This is a genomic window from Nocardiopsis synnemataformans, from assembly GCF_965343085.1.
GTDB classification, from domain to species: Bacteria; Actinomycetota; Actinomycetes; order Streptosporangiales; family Streptosporangiaceae; genus Nocardiopsis; species Nocardiopsis alborubida.
In genome coordinates this window covers 74235-92964 of the sequence record NZ_CBDRFA010000003.1, presented here as the reverse complement: position 1 = coordinate 92964, position 18730 = coordinate 74235, and the positions used below count along the sequence as shown (strand labels likewise).

The 18730-nt window shown below is 71.8% G+C and carries 13 protein-coding genes and 1 pseudogene; 6 read left to right on the top strand and 8 right to left on the bottom strand.

Going from position 1 to position 18730, the window contains the following annotated elements; genetic code table 11:
• Nucleotides 1-113: 113 nt before the first annotated feature.
• Nucleotides 114-1817 carry an RNA polymerase sigma factor gene (locus ACSIH6_RS02495; protein ID WP_435106117.1) on the bottom strand — a complete coding sequence of 568 codons (1704 nt, stop codon included), beginning with the start codon at nt 1815-1817 and terminating at the stop codon, nt 114-116.
• Nucleotides 1818-2183: 366 nt separating this feature from the next.
• Complete coding sequence (locus ACSIH6_RS02490) at nt 2184-4265, bottom strand: SpoIIE family protein phosphatase (protein ID WP_435106115.1); 2082 nt, start codon at nt 4263-4265, stop codon at nt 2184-2186.
• Between the two features lie 568 nt (nt 4266-4833).
• Between ACSIH6_RS02490 and ACSIH6_RS02485 the strand changes: the two genes are divergently transcribed.
• On the top strand, nt 4834-5121 hold the full coding sequence (locus ACSIH6_RS02485; protein WP_017565293.1) for a hypothetical protein: 288 nt from the start codon (nt 4834-4836) through the stop codon (nt 5119-5121).
• Between the two features lie 200 nt (nt 5122-5321).
• Nucleotides 5322-6938 (top strand): hypothetical protein, encoded by a 1617-nt coding sequence (locus tag ACSIH6_RS02480; RefSeq protein ID WP_435106272.1) that lies wholly within the window; start codon nt 5322-5324, stop codon nt 6936-6938.
• A gap of 39 nt (nt 6939-6977) precedes the next feature.
• Here the strand turns inward: ACSIH6_RS02480 and ACSIH6_RS02475 are convergent, their stop codons facing one another.
• Both ACSIH6_RS02475 and ACSIH6_RS02470 read right to left on the bottom strand, forming a co-directional pair.
• Nucleotides 6978-7775 carry a tyrosine-protein phosphatase gene (locus tag ACSIH6_RS02475; RefSeq protein ID WP_435106113.1) on the bottom strand — a complete coding sequence of 266 codons (798 nt, stop codon included), beginning with the start codon at nt 7773-7775 and terminating at the stop codon, nt 6978-6980.
• A gap of 53 nt (nt 7776-7828) precedes the next feature.
• Entirely contained in the window at nt 7829-8563 is a 735-nt protein-coding gene (locus ACSIH6_RS02470; RefSeq protein ID WP_435106111.1) for a nucleotidyltransferase family protein, read from the bottom strand.
• A gap of 119 nt (nt 8564-8682) precedes the next feature.
• Between ACSIH6_RS02470 and ACSIH6_RS02465 the strand changes: the two are divergent.
• A pseudogene (locus ACSIH6_RS02465) lies at nt 8683-9709 on the top strand (RNA-guided endonuclease InsQ/TnpB family protein).
• An 85-nt stretch (nt 9710-9794) separates the two neighbouring features.
• Here ACSIH6_RS02465 and ACSIH6_RS02460 read toward each other — a convergent pair.
• The gene (locus tag ACSIH6_RS02460; RefSeq protein WP_435106109.1) at nt 9795-12266 is read right to left on the bottom strand and encodes an AAA family ATPase; all 2472 of its coding nucleotides are present in this window, start codon (nt 12264-12266) and stop codon (nt 9795-9797) included.
• A 186-nt stretch (nt 12267-12452) separates the two neighbouring features.
• Entirely contained in the window at nt 12453-13151 is a 699-nt protein-coding gene (gene rnhB / locus ACSIH6_RS02455) for a ribonuclease HII (protein ID WP_435106107.1), read from the bottom strand.
• Between the two features lie 329 nt (nt 13152-13480).
• Here rnhB and ACSIH6_RS02450 point away from each other — a divergent pair, with 329 nt between their 5' ends.
• The 3 genes from ACSIH6_RS02450 to ACSIH6_RS02440 all read left to right on the top strand — a co-directional run bounded on the left by ACSIH6_RS02450 (nt 13481) and on the right by ACSIH6_RS02440 (nt 15196).
• Nucleotides 13481-14053, top strand: a complete 573-nt coding sequence (locus ACSIH6_RS02450; RefSeq protein WP_435106105.1) for a DoxX family protein — start codon at nt 13481-13483, stop codon at nt 14051-14053.
• Between the two features lie 77 nt (nt 14054-14130).
• Complete coding sequence (locus ACSIH6_RS02445) at nt 14131-14787, top strand: hypothetical protein (protein ID WP_435106103.1); 657 nt, start codon at nt 14131-14133, stop codon at nt 14785-14787.
• A gap of 217 nt (nt 14788-15004) precedes the next feature.
• Nucleotides 15005-15196 (top strand): hypothetical protein, encoded by a 192-nt coding sequence (locus ACSIH6_RS02440; RefSeq protein ID WP_435106101.1) that lies wholly within the window; start codon nt 15005-15007, stop codon nt 15194-15196.
• Nucleotides 15197-15297: 101 nt separating this feature from the next.
• On the opposite strand, the gene ACSIH6_RS02435 is transcribed toward ACSIH6_RS02440, so the two are convergent.
• Complete coding sequence (locus ACSIH6_RS02435; RefSeq protein ID WP_435106099.1) at nt 15298-16764, bottom strand: SPFH domain-containing protein; 1467 nt, start codon at nt 16762-16764, stop codon at nt 15298-15300.
• Entirely contained in the window at nt 16765-18579 is a 1815-nt protein-coding gene (locus ACSIH6_RS02430) for an SPFH domain-containing protein (protein WP_435106270.1), read from the bottom strand.
• Nucleotides 18580-18730 lie beyond the last annotated feature (151 nt).

Genomic DNA, 18730 nt, shown 5'->3' with positions numbered 1-18730 from the left:
TCCCGGGCCAGCGCCCCGCCTTCGGGTAGGGGCGCGGACCCGGGACCAGCCCGGTCCTCCTCGGCCGCGGGTCAGCGGTCACAGCCGCCGACCGGCCGACCACCTGGGCGGACCTAGTCCAGGTAGTCGCGGAGCACCTGCGAACGCGACGGGTGGCGGAGCTTCGACATCGTCTTGCTCTCGATCTGCCGGATGCGCTCACGGGTGACCCCGTAGACCTTGCCGATCTCGTCTAAAGTCTTCGGCTGGCCGTCGGTGAGACCGAAGCGCATGGACACCACGCCCGCCTCGCGCTCGGACAGCGTGTCCAGCACCGAGTGCAGCTGCTCCTGGAGCAGGGTGAAGCTGACCGCCTCGCCCGGCTGGATCGCCTCGGAGTCCTCGATGAGGTCACCGAACTCGCTGTCACCGTCCTCGCCCAGCGGGGTGTGCAGGGAGATCGGCTCGCGGCCGTACTTCTGCACCTCGACGACCTTCTCAGGGGTCATGTCGAGTTCCCTGGCCAGCTCCTCCGGGGTGGGCTCGCGGCCCAGGTCCTGGAGCATCTGGCGCTGGACGCGGGCCAGCTTGTTGATGACCTCGACCATGTGCACCGGGATGCGGATGGTGCGCGCCTGGTCGGCCATGGCCCGGGTGATCGCCTGGCGGATCCACCACGTGGCGTAGGTCGAGAACTTGAAGCCCTTGGTGTAGTCGAACTTCTCCACCGCGCGGATCAGACCGAGGTTGCCCTCCTGGATCAGGTCCAGGAAGAGCATGCCGCGGCCGGTGTAGCGCTTGGCGAGCGAGACCACGAGCCGGAGGTTGGCCTCCAGCAGGTGCTTCTTGGCGCGGCCGCCGTCCTCGGCGATCCACTCCAGCTCGTCGTGCAGCTCGACGGTGAGGAGTTCGGCCTCCTCGGCCAGCTTCTCCTCGGCGAAGAGGCCGGCCTCGATCCGCTTGGCGAGCTCGACCTCCTGCTCGGCGTTGAGCAGCGGGACCTTGCCGATCTGCTTGAGGTAGTCCTTGACCGGGTCCGCCGTCGCACCCGCGGCCACGACCTGCGCAGCGGGGGCGTCGTCATCGTCGTCGTAGAGGACGAAGGACTCGTCCTCGTTGGCGGGCTTGGCCGGGGCGCCCACGGCCTCGGGCTTGGCGGGCTTGAGGTCCTTGTCCGCCGAGTCCGGGGTGTCCTCGACCAGCTCCAGCTCGGCGCCGGTGTGCTCGAGATCGTCCAGGCCGTCCTCGTCCTCGTCGAACTCGCCGTCCGCCGCGAGTCCGATCTCCTTGGCCGCCGTCTTCTTGGTGGCGGCGGCCTTGAGGCCGGTGGCCTTGGCGGCCGGACCCTTGGCCGCGGTGGTCTTGGCGGCCTTGGCCGCGGTCTTCTTGGGCGCCGCCTTCTTGGCGGGCTTCTTGGCCGCGGGCTTCTTCTCCGCCTTGCTGGCGTCGCCCTCGGTGTCCTCGACGGAGCCGACCACGGCGGTGACCGTCTCGGTCTGCTCCTGGGCCGCCGCCGCGCGCACGGGCTTGGCGGCCCTGCTCGCCGCGGTGGTCTTGGTGGACCTGGTCGAGGTGGACCGCGTGGCCGCCGCCTTGCGCCGCGGTGCCTTGCGCCGGGAGGAGGCCGACTCGGGAACGAGTACGGTCACGCCCTCCTTCGCGAGGCTGCGGAGCACGGACTGCGCCTGCGACATCGGGATTTCGGCCTCTTCGAAGGCACGGCGCACGTCCTCGGGCTCAAGGAAGCCCTGGGACCGCCCACGCTCGATCAGCTGCTGAATGACGGGCTCTTGCAGTGACTCGGACTGCTTCGAGCGAGTCGAACTGGCAGATGACACAAACACCTCTCGAACGGACGTGTGGCGAGATTGTCGGACCCGGTGGTCCGCCTGGCCGGGACCGGGCACTGCGCCCTCTCCCACCTGCGGCCTGGGATCGTCCCCACTGGGGCGGGGAAGCCGTTGGTCTTTCAAGCGTATGCGCTCTCCAGGGTCGTCCCCGTCCAGCGTATGCGCTCCTGGAGGTCACCCCCGCAGAGGATCACCCCCGCATCGCGGGGCGGAACGGCTTCTTCACTGTAGGCAAGGCAATGGACTTGTTCGTACGGTCTGTCATCGGTCTACCGCCGGTCCACCGGCACGGCGCGGACCGGTGCGCACCGGTCCGCCACAGACCGGTGTCCACCAGTTCGCCTCGAACCGGCACTATCGCCCCGGCACGGAGTCGATCACCGGAAGCTGGACGGCGAGCAGAGTGACGTCATCGTCCTGCTCATACCCATCGAGCATGCTCTCAACAAGGTACTCCAGCATCTGCTGTGGATCGCCCACCACCTCCGGAGGGGCCGAGGACGCCACGTGGACGAGCTCGTCGAGTCCGGAGTCGACGGACCGTTTGCGGTTCTCAACCAGTCCATCGGAGTACAGGGCGACAGTGTTACCGGGTTGGACGAAGAATTTGTGGTGGCCCCGCGGGGAGCTGACCCCGAGCGGCGTGTCGGGTTCGGTGTCGAGCAGTGACGGCCGCGCGCCGCCCGCCACGACCAGCGGCGGGAGGTGTCCCGCGTTGCTGAGGTCGAGCTGTCCGGTGACCGGGTCGAGCACGAAGTAGACCAGCGTGGTGACCTGGTCCATACCCTCCGTGGCCGAGAACATGCGGTCCAGGCCGGCCAGGACGTCGGCGGGTTCGGGCATGGAGAAGGCCAGGGCACGCAGCGCGTTGCGGATGCGGCTCATCCCGGCCGCGGCCGGGATGCCCTTGCCCATGACGTCGCCGAGCACCCCCGCGACGCGTCCGTCGGGCAGCGGGAAGGCGTCGTACCAGTCGCCGCCGACCTGCACGTTCTGCGACCCGGACCGGTAGTAGGCGGCCAGGCGCACGCCGCGCACCTCGGGCAGTTCCTCGGGCAGCAGGCTGCGCTGGAGCTCCTCGGCGGTGCTGTGCTCCTGCTCGTAGAGGGTCGCGCGGCCGATGGCCAGCGCGCACTGCCCGGCCAGGGCCTCCAGGAACACGCGCTCGTCGTCGGAGACCTCGCGCGGGGTGGAGAAGGCGAAACGCAGCGCGCCGATGGGGCGCCCCGCGGCCATCATCGGCAGCGCGATCCAGGCCCGCTCGGGCGTGGACCCGACGAGTTCGTCGACCTCGGGCGCTCCGTCGAACAACGCGCCCAGCTCGGCCGGGTTGGCGGCCAGGCGGGGCAGCCGGTCGGCGACCGCCAGGGCGGCGATGTCGGGATGGTCCGCGGGGAAGGAGGAGCGGGGCAGCTGGTGGGCGTGCGCGGCGGCGATGGTGCGCAGCCGCAGGCGGTCGCGGTCCAGCAGCACGACGCAGGTGTGGTCGGCCCCCACCCCGGAGCGGCCGATCTCGGACATGGCGTTGACGACCTCGTCGGCGGTGAGCGCCTCGGCCAGGTCGGAGGTGGCCTTCTGGAGGCGGGCGGTGCGCATGGCCGCCTCGCTGAGCTGCTGGTTGAGGCGCTGGCGGAGTTCGTCGGCCTCGCGCTCGTTGGTGATGTCGGCGAGGGTGCCGACCCACTCGGCGGTCCGCGTCCCCTCCATGACCGGGTGGGCCCTGGCCCGGTAGTGGCCGTAGCCGCCCGAGCGGGTGCGCACGCGGAACATGGCGTCGAAGGGGGTGACGTCGAGGACGGAGTCCTCCCAGGCGCGCTCGACTCGGGGACGGTCCTCGGGGTGGAGGGCGTCGAGCCAGCCCCGGCCCAGGTAGTGCTCCAGCTCCTGGCCGGTGACGGCCCGCCACTGGGGGCAGTCCTCGCGGATCTCGCCTCCGGGTCCGGCGGCCCAGACGATCTGGTTGCCCGCCTGGAGCAGGGCGCGCAGCCGCTGCTCGTCGCGGCGCACGGCGGCGCCGTCGTCGACGGGTTCGGCCCCGTCACCGCCGGGGACCGCGATGAGGGCGACGTACTCCTCGTCCGTACCCGGTTCGGTGACGGGGAACCAGGTCAGGTCCCACAGCTGCCCCGCGGGAGCGCGGTGGCGTCCGCGGACGGCCTGCCCCCTCTCGCGCACCTGGGCCAGGCGGGCCCGGTGGTCGGCGGCCGCGTCGTGGTCACCGTTCTCCTCCAGCAGGTCGCCGGGGTCGCGGCCCAGGCACTCGGCGGGGGCGAGCCCCAGGACGTCGGCGGCCAGGCGCTGGTTGATCGTGCCGAGGAGGTCGTCGGGGTCGAGCAGCGCGAACCCGATCGGGGAGTCGGTGAGGAGGGATCTGACCGCGTCGGGGAGTTCCGCCCTGCTGACCCGGGGCGGCGGAATGGACGTCTCGGCGCTCAACTGCTCGACACCTCCGGAACCGTCGATTCCCCAGCCGTGTTTCGTTGGGGGTGCTGCCTGGGCCGCGCGGCCCCTGTCGACCGGCCGCCCATGGCGTGAAAGCCGGAAGTCGCGCGGCGCCGAAGGTGATCGGGGGGCTCCGCGGCTCCCGGGAATCACGCTCGATGACTCCTCTCGGCCGCTGTCACGGCTCAAGCATAAGACACAGCCGTCCACACGCAACGGCCGTCGTGGAGGGACGCCGTCCGCGGACGTGGAAGGTAAACAATAAGCCACCCGCCGGTCGCGTCACAGCGGACGAGGGGTTTCGGCTGCGTGTTTTCCGTCAATTCCCGGCGATGGGTGTTCGCGGGAGGTTTGCGTTCACCACTCGGGGCCAGGGACGTTATGTGCCCGAAACACCCTTTTCGCCTTGTTGAGCTGCGGTGATGGTGGTGTTCGGGTAAACGGTGCTTCCCGGAGGTTTTATCAACAGCGTGCCGGGAGAGGGGTTGACACTCCGTCCAGAACAAGTGAAATGGGTGGAGGTCACCGTCCAGGCCATCTTCAGCTAGGGGTGTGAGCGAGAATGCTCCAGACCTTCCCGGTCCAGGATCTCAGTCGGATCTCGGCACGGCTCCACGACGAGTTCAGTGCCCTGTCCCACCGATGTGTCGAACGCTGCGTCAGCGACACCTGGAACTGCGTCGAACACCTGGGCATCACGGTCACGCCGCACCTGGTCGAGCGGGTCGCCCGCGAGCACCTGGAGGCGATGGTGAACTCCGTGCCGCCCTCCCCACCGGCCAGGAAGTCGGCGCGCAGGTCGGCCGCGGGCCTGTTCGGCGGCCACCGGGGCCTACCGAGACCGCGCTGAACCCGGCGGTCACCACGGGGGGCGCTACCTCCCCCCGAGAGGAGCCGCGCCCCGGTCGTGCCCGGCCCCGCCGGGGCGCTGCCGCCGGTTCGCGGGAACGGAAGAGCGCACACCCGGGGCTGGCATACGCTCGGGTGGTGCCCTCCCCGATGTCTCCGTCCCCAGGTTCCGAACCGGTTCCCCGCGCCGTCTTCGACGAGATGCTGCGCGCCGCCAGAGCGCTGCTGGCCATGCGCCACCCCCTCGACGCCGAGCTGGCCTTCAGCGAGCTGCTCGGCACCTGGTGGGGGGAGCGGGTCCCCGGCGTGGACGTGGAGAGGCTGCTCGGCGAGGGCCTGGTCGCGCACGCCACCGCCTCCGGCAAGCCCGCGGGACTGGGCGTGCTCGCGGCGGTCACCGCCCTGGGCACCTCGTCCGAGCAGCGGAGCCTGGCCGAACAGGGGATGATCGCGCTCCGCGAGCGCGGCCTCCAGGTGCCGGTGTGGGCCTCCCAGCTCGGCGTGGTCACGCCGGTGGCCGTCTACGTCAGCACCGACCAGTTCGGCGACACCGAGGACTTCGTGTGCGTGTTCAGCCGCGACGGCGACCACCCCGGCCACCCGGGGTCGCTGCCACCCGAGCACGCGCTGATCCTGGTCCTGGACCACAACGGCGGCGGCGTGCTGCGGGACGCCTGGGTGACCACCAAGGTCGAGCAGCTGCTGGAGGGCTGCCGGACCAGGGCCGAGACGGACGAGTTCGCCCGGTTCACGCAGGTGGAGCTGACCGAGGCTCGCGCCCTGCTGTCGCGGGCCCTGGAACGCACGGAGCAGGTGGTGGCTGGCGCGTCGGCCGACCGGGCCTCGGGAGCGCTCGTGGAGCCGGTGGGGCTGAAGGTCTCCGACCTGACCGGGGGGTCGCTGGCCGCGCACTTCGCGCTGGCCAACGCGCGGGTGCGGTCCCTGCCCGCGCCTCCCGAGGGGGTGGACCCCTTCCCCGCCCCGGTGTGGCGGCGCGACCGGCGAGCGGTGCTGGCCGCGCGCTTCCTGGCCTCGGACGAGGCCGCCGAGCTCTCCGACTCCTACGCGGCGAGCCGCTGCGCCGACCACATCATCGCGCACGGCTGCGACGTGGACGGCGGTCGGCCGATGCGCGTCAGCCCGCGCAAGGTGGAGTCCTTCCTGCTGCACTGGCTGCCCGGCCGGGTCGTGCTGCTGCCCGAGGAACAGGAGGCCATGCCGCACGTGCTGGCGGCGTGGGTGCGCTGGGCGGGCGGACGCGGCGGACTGCCGGAGGTGGCGGTGGGCGCGGCGCTGGACGCGGTGTGGGAGTCCACCTCGGAGTTCACCCGCACCTACCGCGATCCGGCGCGCCCGCTGGGGCTGCGCCAGGAGGCGGTGCGGCGGCTGATGCCGGACGGAGACTTCGCGTCGCTGGCACGGCGGATGTTCGCGTTCCCGCTGCTGGCGAGCGAGCTGGTGACGTGGGCGCCGGAGGAGTTCGACCCGGACACGGCCCGGGGCCGAAGGGCGCTGCTGCGGTTGGACCACTACGGCGAGTACGAGGCGGCCACGCCGCACAGCGGCCGCCACTCCAGCGGGCAGGACCGGTGGTACCGGCCGGTGACCGGCGACGACCCCGAGCGGGAGCGGGAGCTGGACCGGCACGAGCGCCTGGCCCGGCGGCTGTGGCACGGCAGGCCCGCGAACCTGTGGGCGGCGGCGCGCCGGATGCTGGACCGGGGCGTGGACCGGCCCAGCGTGCTGGCCGCGCTGGGCGAGGTGCTGGACTCCGCCTCGGGCGAGAGCGACCTGCGCCGCCGCCTGGACGCGCTGTAGGCGGCGCCCGTCTCAGGACCGCGCTCCGCCGGTGCCGCCCTACTCCAGCATGCGCTCGCGCAGCTGCTCGACGGTGGCGTCGGAGAGCTTGAGGCCCTCGGTGACGTAGGCGTCGAAGGAGCCGTGGACCTCATCCACGTGGGCGAAGGCGGTCTCCAGGTACTCGGCGCGCACCCGCGTCATGGGGATGACCTCCTCCCAGGTCAGGGCGCTGTGCTGGGCGAGCCTGCGCATCCACTCGTCGGTGTTGGCCTGGCGCTCGTTGCTGGCCAGGTAGTCGGCGACCACGGCCTCGCGATCCACGCCCAGCAGGCCGAGCAACAGTGCGGCGCCCCAGCCGGTGCGGTCCTTGCCCGCGCTGCAGTGGAAGACCAGGGAGGCCGGTCCCCGGGCCGCCCGCTCGACCAGCTCACGGTACCCGGTGAGCGCCTCGGCGTCGGTCACGAGCTCGCGGTAGACGCCGTGCATGAAGCGCTCGGCGGCGCCGTCGGCGAACATGAGGCGGGCCTTCTCGGGGTCGGCGAGGGCCAGGGAGAAGTTGGCCCCGGCCGCCTCGGGGTCCTGCACGGCCACGACCGCGTACTCGGCGCCCTCGGGGACGATGTCGGGCAGGGTCTCGCGCTCGTGCGGGGTGCGCAGGTCGACGAGCTGGCGGATGCCCAGGCCGTTGTAGACCGGCAGCTCGTCCGCGGCGATCGCGTGCAGGGCGTCGGAGCGGTACACGAGTCCACGGCGGACCGTGCGGCCCGAGGCCGTGCGGTGCCCGCCGAGGTCGCGGAAGTTGGGGGCGCTGGAGAGGAGGAAACCGTCGTTCGTCACCTTGGTGACGATACCCATCCTCCCCGGCGCCCCGTCAGCCGACGTCCGCTCTCCCCCGGCCGGGACCGGGGTCAGGCGCCCCCGCGCATGGCGGTGATCTGCTCCCCCGCCTCCTTGACGTCCTTGGCGGTGTCCACTCCGCGCCAGAAACCGTCGATGCGGTAGGCGGCCAGGCGCCCCTCCTTGGCCAGGTCGGGGAAGGTGGAGGACTCGTGGTCGCCCTTGGTCGGCAGCAGCGGGGTGATGCCCGGCTCGAACAGGTACACCCCGGCGTTGATCCACACCGGCAGCAACGGACTCTGGGTGAATCCCTCGATCCGGTCCTGGTCGTCCACGTCCACGATGCCCCAGGTCGTGCGGAACTGGGCCAGGGCCAGGGTGGCCAGGCCGCCCCGCTCCCGGTGGTGGGCGGTCATCTCGTCCAGGGGGAACCAGGTAAGCACGTCGCCGTTGAGCGCGAAGTAGGGGGCGTCCGGGTCGTGCAGGCCGGTGGAGGCGAAGCGCAGGGCGCCACCGCGGCCGAGCGGCTCGTCCTCGACCAGGAGCGTGACCCGCGGGCCGCCCTCGCGGGCCTCCAGGTGCTCGCGCAGGACCTCGGCCTTGTAGCCGCAGGAGACGACGACGTGTTCGACGCCGTGGCCCGTGAGCCACTCCAGCTGGTAGTCGATGATGGGCCGTCCGGCCACCTCCACCATCGCCTTGGGGCGGGTGTCGGTGTAGGGCCGCAGCCGGGTGGCCTGGCCGCCGGCGAGGATGAGCGCCTGGGTGACGGGGGGCGCGGAGGAGGAAGTGGGTGAAGCGGTCATCTGTTTGTTGGGCGTGGACGCTCCGGCCCTCAGGGCGGGGAGGACACGCCCTCTCCCTTCTGTGACTTTCTGTCAGGTTTCCCTCACACGACCGCGGAGCGGTCGCTACGGTGTGTTCCATGACCAGGATGAGTGTGAAGCGGGCGTTTCGGTACCGCTTCTACCCCACTCCCGTGCATGCGGCTGAGCTGTCGCGCACGTTCGGGTGCGTGCGCCTGGTCTACAACCGGCCCCTGGCCGAACACACCGCCGTCTGACAGCAGCGCCGGGAACGGGTGGGCTACTCCCACACCTCGGCCATGCTCACCGCCTGGAAGAGGACCGAGGAGCTGGCGTTCCTCAACGAGGTCTCTTCCGTCCCGCTCCAGCAGACGCTGCGCCACCTGCACACCGCCTTTCGCAACCTCTTCGACCGCCGCGCGAGGTACCCGCGGTTCAAGTCGAAGAAGAGGTCCCGGGCCTCGGCGGAGTACACCCGGTCCGCCTTCCGCTACCGCCAGGGCCGCCTGACCCTGGCCAAGCTGGCCGAACCCTTGGACGTGGTCTGGTCGCGGCCCCTGCCCGAAGGAGCAAGGCCGTCCACGGTGACGGTCTCGCGCGACGCGGCCGGGCGCTGGTTCGTCTCGCTCCTGTGCGAGGACATCGTCGAGCAGACCCCGGCCGCCAACAAGGCGGTCGGTATCGACGCCGGAATCACCTCCGTGGTGGCGTTGTCCACGGGGGAGAAGGTGGCCAACCCCCGCCACGAGCACCGCGACCGGGCCAGATCGGCCCGAGCCCAACGGACGCTGGCCCGCAAGGCCAAGGGCAGCGCGAACCGGGACAGGGCGCGCCGGAAGGTGGCGCGGGTGCACGCCCGCATCACCGACCGGCGTAAGGGCTTTTTGCACAAGCTCACCTCTCGACTCGTCCGCGAGGACCAAGTGGTCGTGATCGAGGATCTGGCGGTGCGCACCATGGTTGAAAACCGCAGGCCCGCTCGGGCGATCTCGGACGCGGCCTGGCGTGAGCTGCGCACGATGTTGGAGTACAAGTGCGTCTGGTGTGAGACCTCAACGGGAGCCTTCCCGGACGGGGCGACCGGCGACGAAGCAGGAAGGCCACGGGGCGACCCGTGACGAGGCCCTGGCCTCGAACCACCGGTAGGTGGTTCCGCGATCTCCTGCCCTCAGACAGGAGAGGAAGTCAAGGGTCGGACACTAGCAGCACGCGTGTCCGCGGCCCCTCGGGTCTACTGCGTCGCCTCGGCATAGGCCTTGCGGACGTCGACACTGGTCAGCACGGTGAGTTCGGCGGCGGTCGCGGCCTCGCCCAGCTCCTGGGACACGCGCAGGTCGCGGTGGGAACACGCCTTCTCGAACAGGGAGCGGGCGAAGCGGCCGTTGCCGAGCTCGTCGATCCACCCGGCCTCGCACACGTGCGCGAAGATGCTGCGCAGGTCCTCGCGCGCGGTGTCGTCGAAGGCGTCGCCGGTGCGGGCGGCCACGGCCTCGGCAATCTCGGTGAGCTCGTCGGCGGTGTAGGAGGGGAAGCGCACCCGCACGTTGAAGCGCGAGGACAGTCCGGCGTTGGAGGCCAGGAAGCGCTCCATCTCCGCCGGGTAGCCCGCGAGCACGACCACGAGCCGGGAGCGGTCGTCCTCGGCCCGCTTGAGCAGGGTCTGGATGGCCTCGGAGCCGAAGGCGTCACCGCCGCTGTAACCGGGGTTGACCAGGGAGTAGGCCTCGTCGACGAACAGCACGCCGCCCAGCGCACGGTCCACGAGCCGGTTGGTCTTGACCGCCGTGGCGCCCAGGTGCTCGCCGACCAGGTCGGCGCGCTGGGCCTCGACCACGTCGGCGCGGCCGAGCAGGCCCAGCGCCGCGAAGACCCGGCCGAGCACCCGGGCGACGGTGGTCTTGCCGGTGCCGGGCGGGCCGGAGAACACGAAGTGCCGCATGGGCGCCTGGTTGAGCAGCCCCTGCTCCTCACGGAGCTTGGCCACCCGCAGCTGGGCCACGATGGAGCGGACCTGCTCCTTGACCGGCTCCAGGCCGATCATGGCGTCCAGTTCGGCCAGCGCCTCCCCGATGCCGGGCGCCTCGCCGAAACCGGGCAGGCGGGAGGTCAGCTCCCGGTGGGCGGCCTCCACGTCCGAGGCCCGGACGGTGATGAGGTCCTCGGCCTCGGGGCGGGGCGCGGGCTCCGCGCCGTCCACCCCGGCGGTGACCACGCGCACGTCGCGGGCCTGGGCGGCCTTCTCGACCACCGAGCGGGCGAAGCGGCCGTTGCCGAGCTCGTCGACCACCTCGCGCTGGACCACCTGGTCGAACCTTCGCCGCAGCGCCTGGGCGGCTTCGTCGTCGAGGGTGTCGCCGCGCTGGTGGACGAGGGACTCGGCGATGCGGAACAGCTCGTCGGCGCTGTAGCTGGGAAAGCTGATGCGGGTGGCGAAGCGCGAGGCCAGACCGGGGTTGGAGGCCAGGAAGGCGTCCATCTCCTTCTCGTACCCGGCAAGGACCACGACGAGCTGGTCCCGGTCGTCCTCGGCGCGCTTGAGCAGGGTCTGCACGGCCTCGTTGCCGAACCGGTCGGCCTGGCCGTCGCCCTCGTTGACCAGGGAGTAGGCCTCGTCCACGAACAGCACGCCGCCCAGCGCCCGGTCGATGAGCTCGTTGGTCCTGATGGCGGTCGCGCCCAGGTACTCCCCCACGAGGTCGGCGCGCTGGGCCTCGACCACGCGGGAGGTGGGCAGCAGCCCGAAGGAGTGGAAGATGGTGGCCAGGGTGCGGGCGACGCTGGTCTTGCCGGTGCCGGGCGGGCCGGAGAAGACCAGGTGGCGCAGGGGACGCTCGACGGGGAAGCCCGCGTCGGCGCGCAGGCGGGCCGCCTCGATGGAGGCGGCGATCCCGCGCACCTGCTGTTTGACCGGGTCGAGGCCGACCATGTCCTCCAGTTCGGCCAGGGCCTGGTCGACGGGGACGGGCTCGTCGTCGGTGTCCGCGGCGGATGCCCTGCGGGAGCCGACGCCGGTGCGCCCGCGCAGCGGCCGGGTGCGGCCCTCAGAGCCGTCCTGGCCCCCGGACGCGTTCGAAGGACCCGAACCGCCGTTGCGGCGCGACACGGGCATGGACTTGGCGGTCTCGCGCCGGTTGGCCTCGCTCTCCCGGTGGATCTGACGGGAGGCCGACAGCCGCCACAGCAGGCAGGCGCCCGCGGCGGCGTAGAGCAGGATGATCCCCCAGGAGCCGGGGAAGGGCTCGACGACCAGTCCGACCAGGGCCAGGGAGAACCCGGCGATGAGACCGGCGGTCAGCGAGAGCACGGTGGTGTGCCAGACGGGGAACTCGCGCGCCCGCCCGGCGGCCAGGACCACGAGCAGGGGCAGGGGCAGGACCAGCAGTGTGACGGGTTCGCCGGCGAGGGGGATCTGGAAGAGGGGAACGGACACCGCGAGCCAGAGCACGCACACCATGACGGTGGCGAAGGCGTCGACGGAGCGCATGAGGGCGGCCAGGACCGCCAGCAGGACCAGGGCCGCGGTAACCGCGCCGAAGACGGATGTGCCTGTGACGAACGCGACGACGGCGACCACGCTCAGCAGGACCAGGGCGGACACGAGCCGTCGCCCGAGGGGAATCCGGTGGTAGAGGGCGCGCAGGCGGTCGAGTCCCGAGGCGCGTCCCGGCTCCGCGGCGGCGGTGGAGCGCATCTCACGCGTCATCCATGCACCTTCCTGCGTGGGGGTCCGTGGCGGTCGGCTCTCCTGACCGGCGGGGGTCGGGGCGGGGGGCGTCGGGGGGCCGACGTCCACAGCCACAGCCTTGCCCCAAGTGGGGCGGATGTCCAGTACGGGACCGCGTGTCGTGCCCCCTGGCCGGGGGCGGCCCGGGGCCCGCGGGTCCGGTGCTCACAGCAGGGGGAGCTGCCCGCCGGGAGCGGGGCGGACCCTGCGCAGGTGCTTCCATCGGGGCAGGTCCTCGAGGTAGGCCCAGCTCATGCGGTGGTGCGGGGTGGGTCCGGACTCGGCCAGGGCGGCGCGGTGCACGGGCGAGGGGTACCCGGCGGCCCGCTCGAACCCGTAGCCCGGGTGGTCGGCGGCCAGGTCGGCCATGAGGGCGTCGCGGTGGACCTTGGCCAGGATCGCGGCGGCGGCGACGCTGACGCAGGCCAGATCGCCCTTGACGCAGGTGCGCACCCGCCAGGGGTGGCCGATGAAATCGTGCCTGCCGTCGAGGATGACGGCGTCGGGCCGCGGGGAGAGCGCATCCAGAGCACGGCGGGAGGCCCGGTGCAGCGCCTCGGTCATGCCGACCTCGTCGATCTCCTCGGGGGCAGACCAGCCGAAGGCGTGGTCGGCGACCCAGGGGCGCAGCTGGTCGGCGATCTCCCGACGGCGTTTGGGGGTCAGGCGCTTGGAGTCGGTCAGTCCGGAGGGCGGGGCGCCCTCGCCGGGGACGGCGGCGCAGACCAGGAGCGGCCCGGCCCAGGCGCCGCGGCCCACCTCGTCCACTCCGGCGACCACCCGCGCGCCGGAGGAGCGGAGTTCGTCCTCCAGCTCGTAGGTGGGTGCGGCGGGCGGCGGGGCGGGCGTGGATGTGGTCGGCACAGTATCCACCTTAGGGTGTGCCGCGCGGACGCCGTGCGGGGCAGGGCGTCCGCGCGCGGGACCCCGCCCCCCGGGGGGAGGGCCTCGCGGGGGAAGGCCTCAGACCCGCTTGGGCCGCCGTCGGGGCCGCCCGCACACTGGCACACGGCCCGGCACGCGAAGGGCGCGGACCGCGACCCCGGAACCCGCGCGCTCGGAGCCGATCCCGGACGAAGAAGACCTCGCACGCACCCTTTTGCACGACTCGCCGACCACCACAAGGGGTTATCGGTCATGACCTTGTGTAGTTTCCGCTTGTCGGGACCGCCGGTCGCCCGAGAGGAATGGACATGCAGCGCGCCAGGCCGTATCCGCGGCCACGGATCTCCCGGGGACGCCTCCACGACGTCGCCGCCGCCCTCGTCCGGGTGGGCGTCGGATGGATGTTCACCGAGTACGGGCTCGCGCTGCGCGACCGGGAGGCCGCGGTGGCCGAGCACCTCGCCGCGGCCGGACTGGGCGTGCTGTCCCCGACCGCGGGGGCGCTGCCCGCCCTGCTCGTCGCGCTCTCGATCGCCTTCGCCGTGGGCCTGCTCACATGGCTGACGGGTCCCCTGCTCGCCGCCGCGGCCGTGCTCGGCGCCCTCACGGCGGGCGCGCCCGACCTGGCACCCTTCTCCTCGTGGGGCACGACGTCACTGGTCACGGCGGTGTGCGTGCTGATGGCGGTGAGCGGCGGACGCTGGTCCTGGGACCACCTCGTCCTCTCACCGCGCGTCAACGTGCGGCACCGGAAACACCGCCGTCAGCCGTCCGGAACCCGCGGGAAAGACGGCGGCGTTTCCCCGCGTCTCCCCGAACACGCCCCGCCACTGCTCTATCCTGTGGAACAGGCCGTGCTTCGACGGCCGTATCGACTGTGACGCGGCCCCCTGCGGCCCCTCTTCCCGTTCGCTCCGGGTCCGCGTCCCCATGACACGGATTCGGTGGGGGGAACGCCATGTCCGCCGCAGCTTCCGGCCCGACCCCTGACAGGTCCCTGGCCAAGCTGATCGAGATCGCGGAGAAGCCGACGCTCGGCCAGCGCCTGATCAGCTGGGCCTCCCGTCCGCCCGGCCGGCTCTACATCCCCGCCTGCGGCGTGGTCGGCTTGGTCCTGCTCTTCGAGGACAGCGTCCCCGGCGGACACCTGCCCACGTTCTTCGCCGCCCTGGTGGGCGGCCTGCTGCTCGCCGGGATGGGCGCGCTGCGCCTGGGCATCGCCCTGGCGGTGGCCCGCCCGATGATCCGCCACTACTGGCTGCGCTGGGTGTCCGCTCCGGTGATCGCCGCCGCCGCGATCGGCCTGGCCGTGGCCGACGTCCCGCTCCAGAGCCGGATCAGCGCCTCCGCCGACCAGCTGCTCTCGCTGCGCGAGGACACCGACGGCCGCACCTCCATCCCGCTCAACGGCGAACGGGTGGGGCTGTACTCGCTGCGCAGCGTCTCGGCGCACGAGGGCGTCACCCACTACGCGGTGGAGGGCTCGGGGCTGTTCAGCCCCTCAGGCCTGGCCCACAGCACCGAGCAGATCCCCGAGGGCGTCTTCGTCCCCGGGCAGGGCTCCAGGATCTACGAGCACGTGTCGGACGACTGGTACGTCTGGGTCAACCACTGACCTGACCGCGCCCACGCACCCGTGACCCGCCCGCCGCGCCACCGCGCGGCGGGCGGCCGCGTTCTCACAGCCGGGAAACTGACCCTCACCTTGCCGTTCCTTGTCCCCCTCCAACCCTGCTCTCACCCTCGCCGGGTACACAGGGACGCGACCCCCCCGGGGGAGAGCCGCAGGTCCTCCCTCTCCGGCAGCGCCGCCAACCCTGAGAAGAGGCCCCATGCGCGAGTTCGCGCTCACCCTCCACGTGCGCATCCACGACTCGATCACCGCGCTGCGCCGCGCCCACGCGCTCGGCGACGACGACCTGGCCAGCGCACAGGCGGGCGAGGTCGAGGACCTGGTCGAGATCGCCGCGCGGAACGGGATCGACCTCGCCGGGGGCTACTCCTCCCTCTCCCCCGTCGCCTGAGCCCAGGACAGAGGAAGGACCCGCGACCGCTCCCGGTCGCGGGTCCCCACCTCGTCTCCGGTCCCGCCCAGCGGTCCGGCCGCGGGGCGGAGCCGTCGGGGCTAGCTGCGCCCCTGCCCGCCGTACCCCTCACCGCGCTCGAACTGCTCACGCATCGCGGCGCCCTGCTGGCGCTGGTACTCGTCGGCCATCTGCTGCTGGCGCTCGGCGGCCGCGGAGATCGCGCCCTGCGCGGAGTCCAGGACGTCCCTGGCCCCGCCCGAGCCGCCCGACCCGCCCAGCGGCGCCCGCGCGCCCCGGCCCTCCATCACCTGGGGCAGCAACTGCGCGGTCAGCAGCGTCGACAGCGCCGAACCGTCCCCCGCACCGGCCTCGGTCTGCACCACCACCGGGCGCGGGGCGCGCCCGGCCAGGGTGGCGCCCACGTCCAGGCGGCGGCGGGCCAGCTCGTACTCCAGCACCGCCCGGTTGTCCCGGTAGGCCGTGGCCAGGCGCTCCTGCGCCTTCGCCTCGTTCTCGGCGGCCACCAGGTCGGCGCGCCCGCGCGTCTCGATCTCGTAGCGCACCCGCTGCGCCTCGGTCTCCTGCTCCTCCAGCATCTGCGCCACGTCCTTGCGCGCCTTGTTGAGGGAGGCGTTGACCTCGACGATCTTGGCGTCACGGGTCTTCTTGGAGCGCTCGATGTCCATCAGCAGGGTGTCGATCCGGCGCTTGCGCGTCAGCTCCCACTCCTGCTCGTAGGCCACCAGCTCCTTGGCCACCCGCTCCCGGGTGGACAGGTGCTGCTGGTACTGGCTGGGCAGCTGCACGTCGGGGATGTTGCAGCCGGTGATCCGCACACCGTACTTCTCCAGCTGCCCGTTGAGCAGGCGGCGCATGTCCTCGACGTTGGAACCGCGCAGGTCGTAGGCGGACTCGGTGTTGACCAGGCGGCTGCGCTGGCGGATGGCGTCCTGCACCGCGCTGGAGAGCACGAGGTCGAAGTTGCTCGCGCCGATGATCGTCACGAACCGGATCGGGTCGGTGATCTGGAACTTGAGGAAGAACTCGATCGACTTCAGCGGCACGTTCTCCCGCGTGGGACAGGCCAGGACCGGCGCCGTGTAGGGGATCTCCGTGCGGGTGTCCACCACGAAGTCCACCCGCGACCACGGGTGCCACAGGTAGTGGCGGCCCGGGCCGATCGGCTTCACGATCGCGCCGTACTTGGTGAGGATGCCGTGCGTGCCCTCCTCGATCTCGACGATCGAGCTGCGCCACCACCACAGACCCGCCACGACGATGCTGAGGAGGCCGACGATCAGGGTTGGCACGGCCAGCACGACGTAGGCGACCCCGAAGGCGAACCCGCCCGCCGAGGCGTTGAGGGCCATCATCAGCGCCGCGCACAGGGCGAACAGGCCGAACCAGACCAGAACGGTCCACCGCAGGCCGCGGTTGTCGCGCGGGATGACCACGGGGACGATCGCGCCCTGGTCGCCGCCGCGTAGCAGACCCGCCAGGTCGCCCCAGGAGGCGAGGGACTCCTTGATGCTGGAGCCGCCGCCGGCGTTCACTGACTGGCTCATCTACTGACCTCCCTCGTCGGGGCCGAAGCCCTGGGTGCCGCGCGACCACGGCGGCGGGGGCGGGTCCTCGGGGGACCGTTGGGGGGCGTCCGAGGGTGGCGGTGCGCCGACCGACGGCCGGGCGGGGTCCTGTTCCTGCGGGGCCTCGCGCCGACCGTGCGACTCCTGGGACTCCTGGGTTGCCTGAGGCGCCTGGGGTGCCTCGGACATGCGCTCGTCGATGGCCTGCTCGGAGACGGACTGGCGGATCTCCTCCACCAACTCCTCCCCCGGGTCCTCGCCCCGGCCCCGCTCGGCCCTGGGGTCGTCGGCGTCCCGGACCAGCGCACTGATCTCCTGCTCGCGCTCGGCGATACGGCCCCGGATGGCGCCGAGGCGGGAACGGATGGCCTCCATGTCCTCCTGCGAGAACAGGGCGGTGTCGGCCTGGCCGATGATCTCCTGCGCGATGCGCAGGTAGTCGACGCTGGCGGAGTCACCCGACCCGATCCGCAGGACCTGCGGGAGGCTGTCGGCGACCCCCTCCAGCTTGTCCAGGAGGGTCTCGCGGAAGCGGTAGTTGAGGATCTCGGGGGCGTCGGCGGCGCTGACCGCGCGGATGTCCAGGGCCTGGGCCTGCAACAGGGCCGCGTTGGCGTTGGCCTCGGACTCGGCCTCGACGAAGCGCTGGTGGGCCAGGGAGCGGGCCCGGTTGGTCTCGCGCTCCAGGGCGGTGTCCATCTGCGCCTGGTACTGGGCGATGTCGGCCTGGATCGCGGACAGGGTCTCGTTGAGGGTCGCCAGCTCCTTGTTCAGGTCACCCTCGTTCTGCTCCTTGCGCAGCTGGAGCTCGTACTCGAAGGTGTAGGCGTCCTTGGCGACGCGGACCATCTCCGGTGCCGCCAGGTCCATCCGGTACTCCTGGTTGGAGGGCTCGGCGTGGGTGATGTTGGCGCTGGTCAGCTCCACGATCCCGCTGAACTGGCGGTTGAGCTGCTCCACCAGGCTCTGGGTGTTGTCGCCGACCATGTCGTAGATGGCCGAGGCCTGCTGCTCGTAGATGAGGCTCCGGGTGGTCTCGCTGATCGCGTTGTTCAGCTTCTCCTGGAAGCCGTTCACGCCGCCCAGCGTGTAGACGAAGTCGGTGGCGTTGACGATCCGGAACTGCACGAACAGGTCTATGGAGGCCTGCACACCGCTCTTGGTGGGTGCCGAGCGGATCGGCGCGTTGAAGGGGTACTCGCGGGTGGTGTTGACGATGTAGGAGACGCGCTTCCAGGGGTTGAAGAGCGTGACCCGCCCGGCCTTGAAGACGTTCTCCATCTTGCCGAAGCGGGTGACGATGGCCTCGCAGCCCTCCGGCACCATCACCATGCCCTGGCGCCACCACATGAACACGGCCACCGCGATGGTGACCAGCCAGTAGTGGATGCCGAAGACGGGGTTGACCAGGGGGTTTCCACCGATGACAGCTTGGGGGACCAGGACGAAGACGGCGCCCACCACTCCGAGGGCGACCAGCGCGATGGCCGGGAGCATCGTCACGAAGGTGCGCCCGCGGGGGATGACCATGGGGCAGATGACGTGGATCGGCCCGCCGTCGCCGCGCTCGTAGTAGCTGCGGTTGATCGCCTCGCCCGCGTTGTTGAGGGAGGTGCTCTTCTGCTCGATGCGGGTGCCGACGGAGTCACCCTGTTCACGGGCGGCGACGAAGTCCCTGGGGTCGAGGCCACCGCCCTCGGTGGCCTGTTGCAGCGCGTCGGACACCGCCTGGCGCGGATCGCCCCCCTGGGCGACGGCACCGGCCGCGCCGCGCACGGTCTGCGCGAACGACATAGGCATGGGCTCCTTGGTCGGAGGTCGGGAACTATCGGCTACGACGTCGCGTACCGCGGTCCGGTTCCAGGTGGGAGCCTGTTTCGTGACCGGAGGGGCCGTAGCGGACAGCACCAACCCTGTCATGGGACGCGTCCGGAACCCAGGGCTG

What these genes read in the sequence shown, in the direction of transcription:
- ACSIH6_RS02485 (WP_017565293.1), top strand. Translation starts at nt 4,834, where the DNA reads ATGCTCCAGACCTTCCCGGTCCAGGATCTCAGTCGGATCTCGGCACGG.
- ACSIH6_RS02480 (WP_435106272.1), top strand. Translation starts at nt 5,322, where the DNA reads ATGCTGCGCGCCGCCAGAGCGCTGCTGGCCATGCGCCACCCCCTCGAC.
- ACSIH6_RS02475 (WP_435106113.1), bottom strand. Translation starts at nt 7,775, where the DNA reads ATGGGTATCGTCACCAAGGTGACGAACGACGGTTTCCTCCTCTCCAGC.
- ACSIH6_RS02470 (WP_435106111.1), bottom strand. Translation starts at nt 8,563, where the DNA reads ATGACCGCTTCACCCACTTCCTCCTCCGCGCCCCCCGTCACCCAGGCG.
- ACSIH6_RS02460 (WP_435106109.1), bottom strand. Translation starts at nt 12,266, where the DNA reads ATGACGCGTGAGATGCGCTCCACCGCCGCCGCGGAGCCGGGACGCGCC.
- ACSIH6_RS02450 (WP_435106105.1), top strand. Translation starts at nt 13,481, where the DNA reads ATGCAGCGCGCCAGGCCGTATCCGCGGCCACGGATCTCCCGGGGACGC.
- ACSIH6_RS02445 (WP_435106103.1), top strand. Translation starts at nt 14,131, where the DNA reads ATGTCCGCCGCAGCTTCCGGCCCGACCCCTGACAGGTCCCTGGCCAAG.
- ACSIH6_RS02440 (WP_435106101.1), top strand. Translation starts at nt 15,005, where the DNA reads ATGCGCGAGTTCGCGCTCACCCTCCACGTGCGCATCCACGACTCGATC.
- ACSIH6_RS02435 (WP_435106099.1), bottom strand. Translation starts at nt 16,764, where the DNA reads ATGAGCCAGTCAGTGAACGCCGGCGGCGGCTCCAGCATCAAGGAGTCC.
- ACSIH6_RS02430 (WP_435106270.1), bottom strand. Translation starts at nt 18,579, where the DNA reads ATGTCGTTCGCGCAGACCGTGCGCGGCGCGGCCGGTGCCGTCGCCCAG.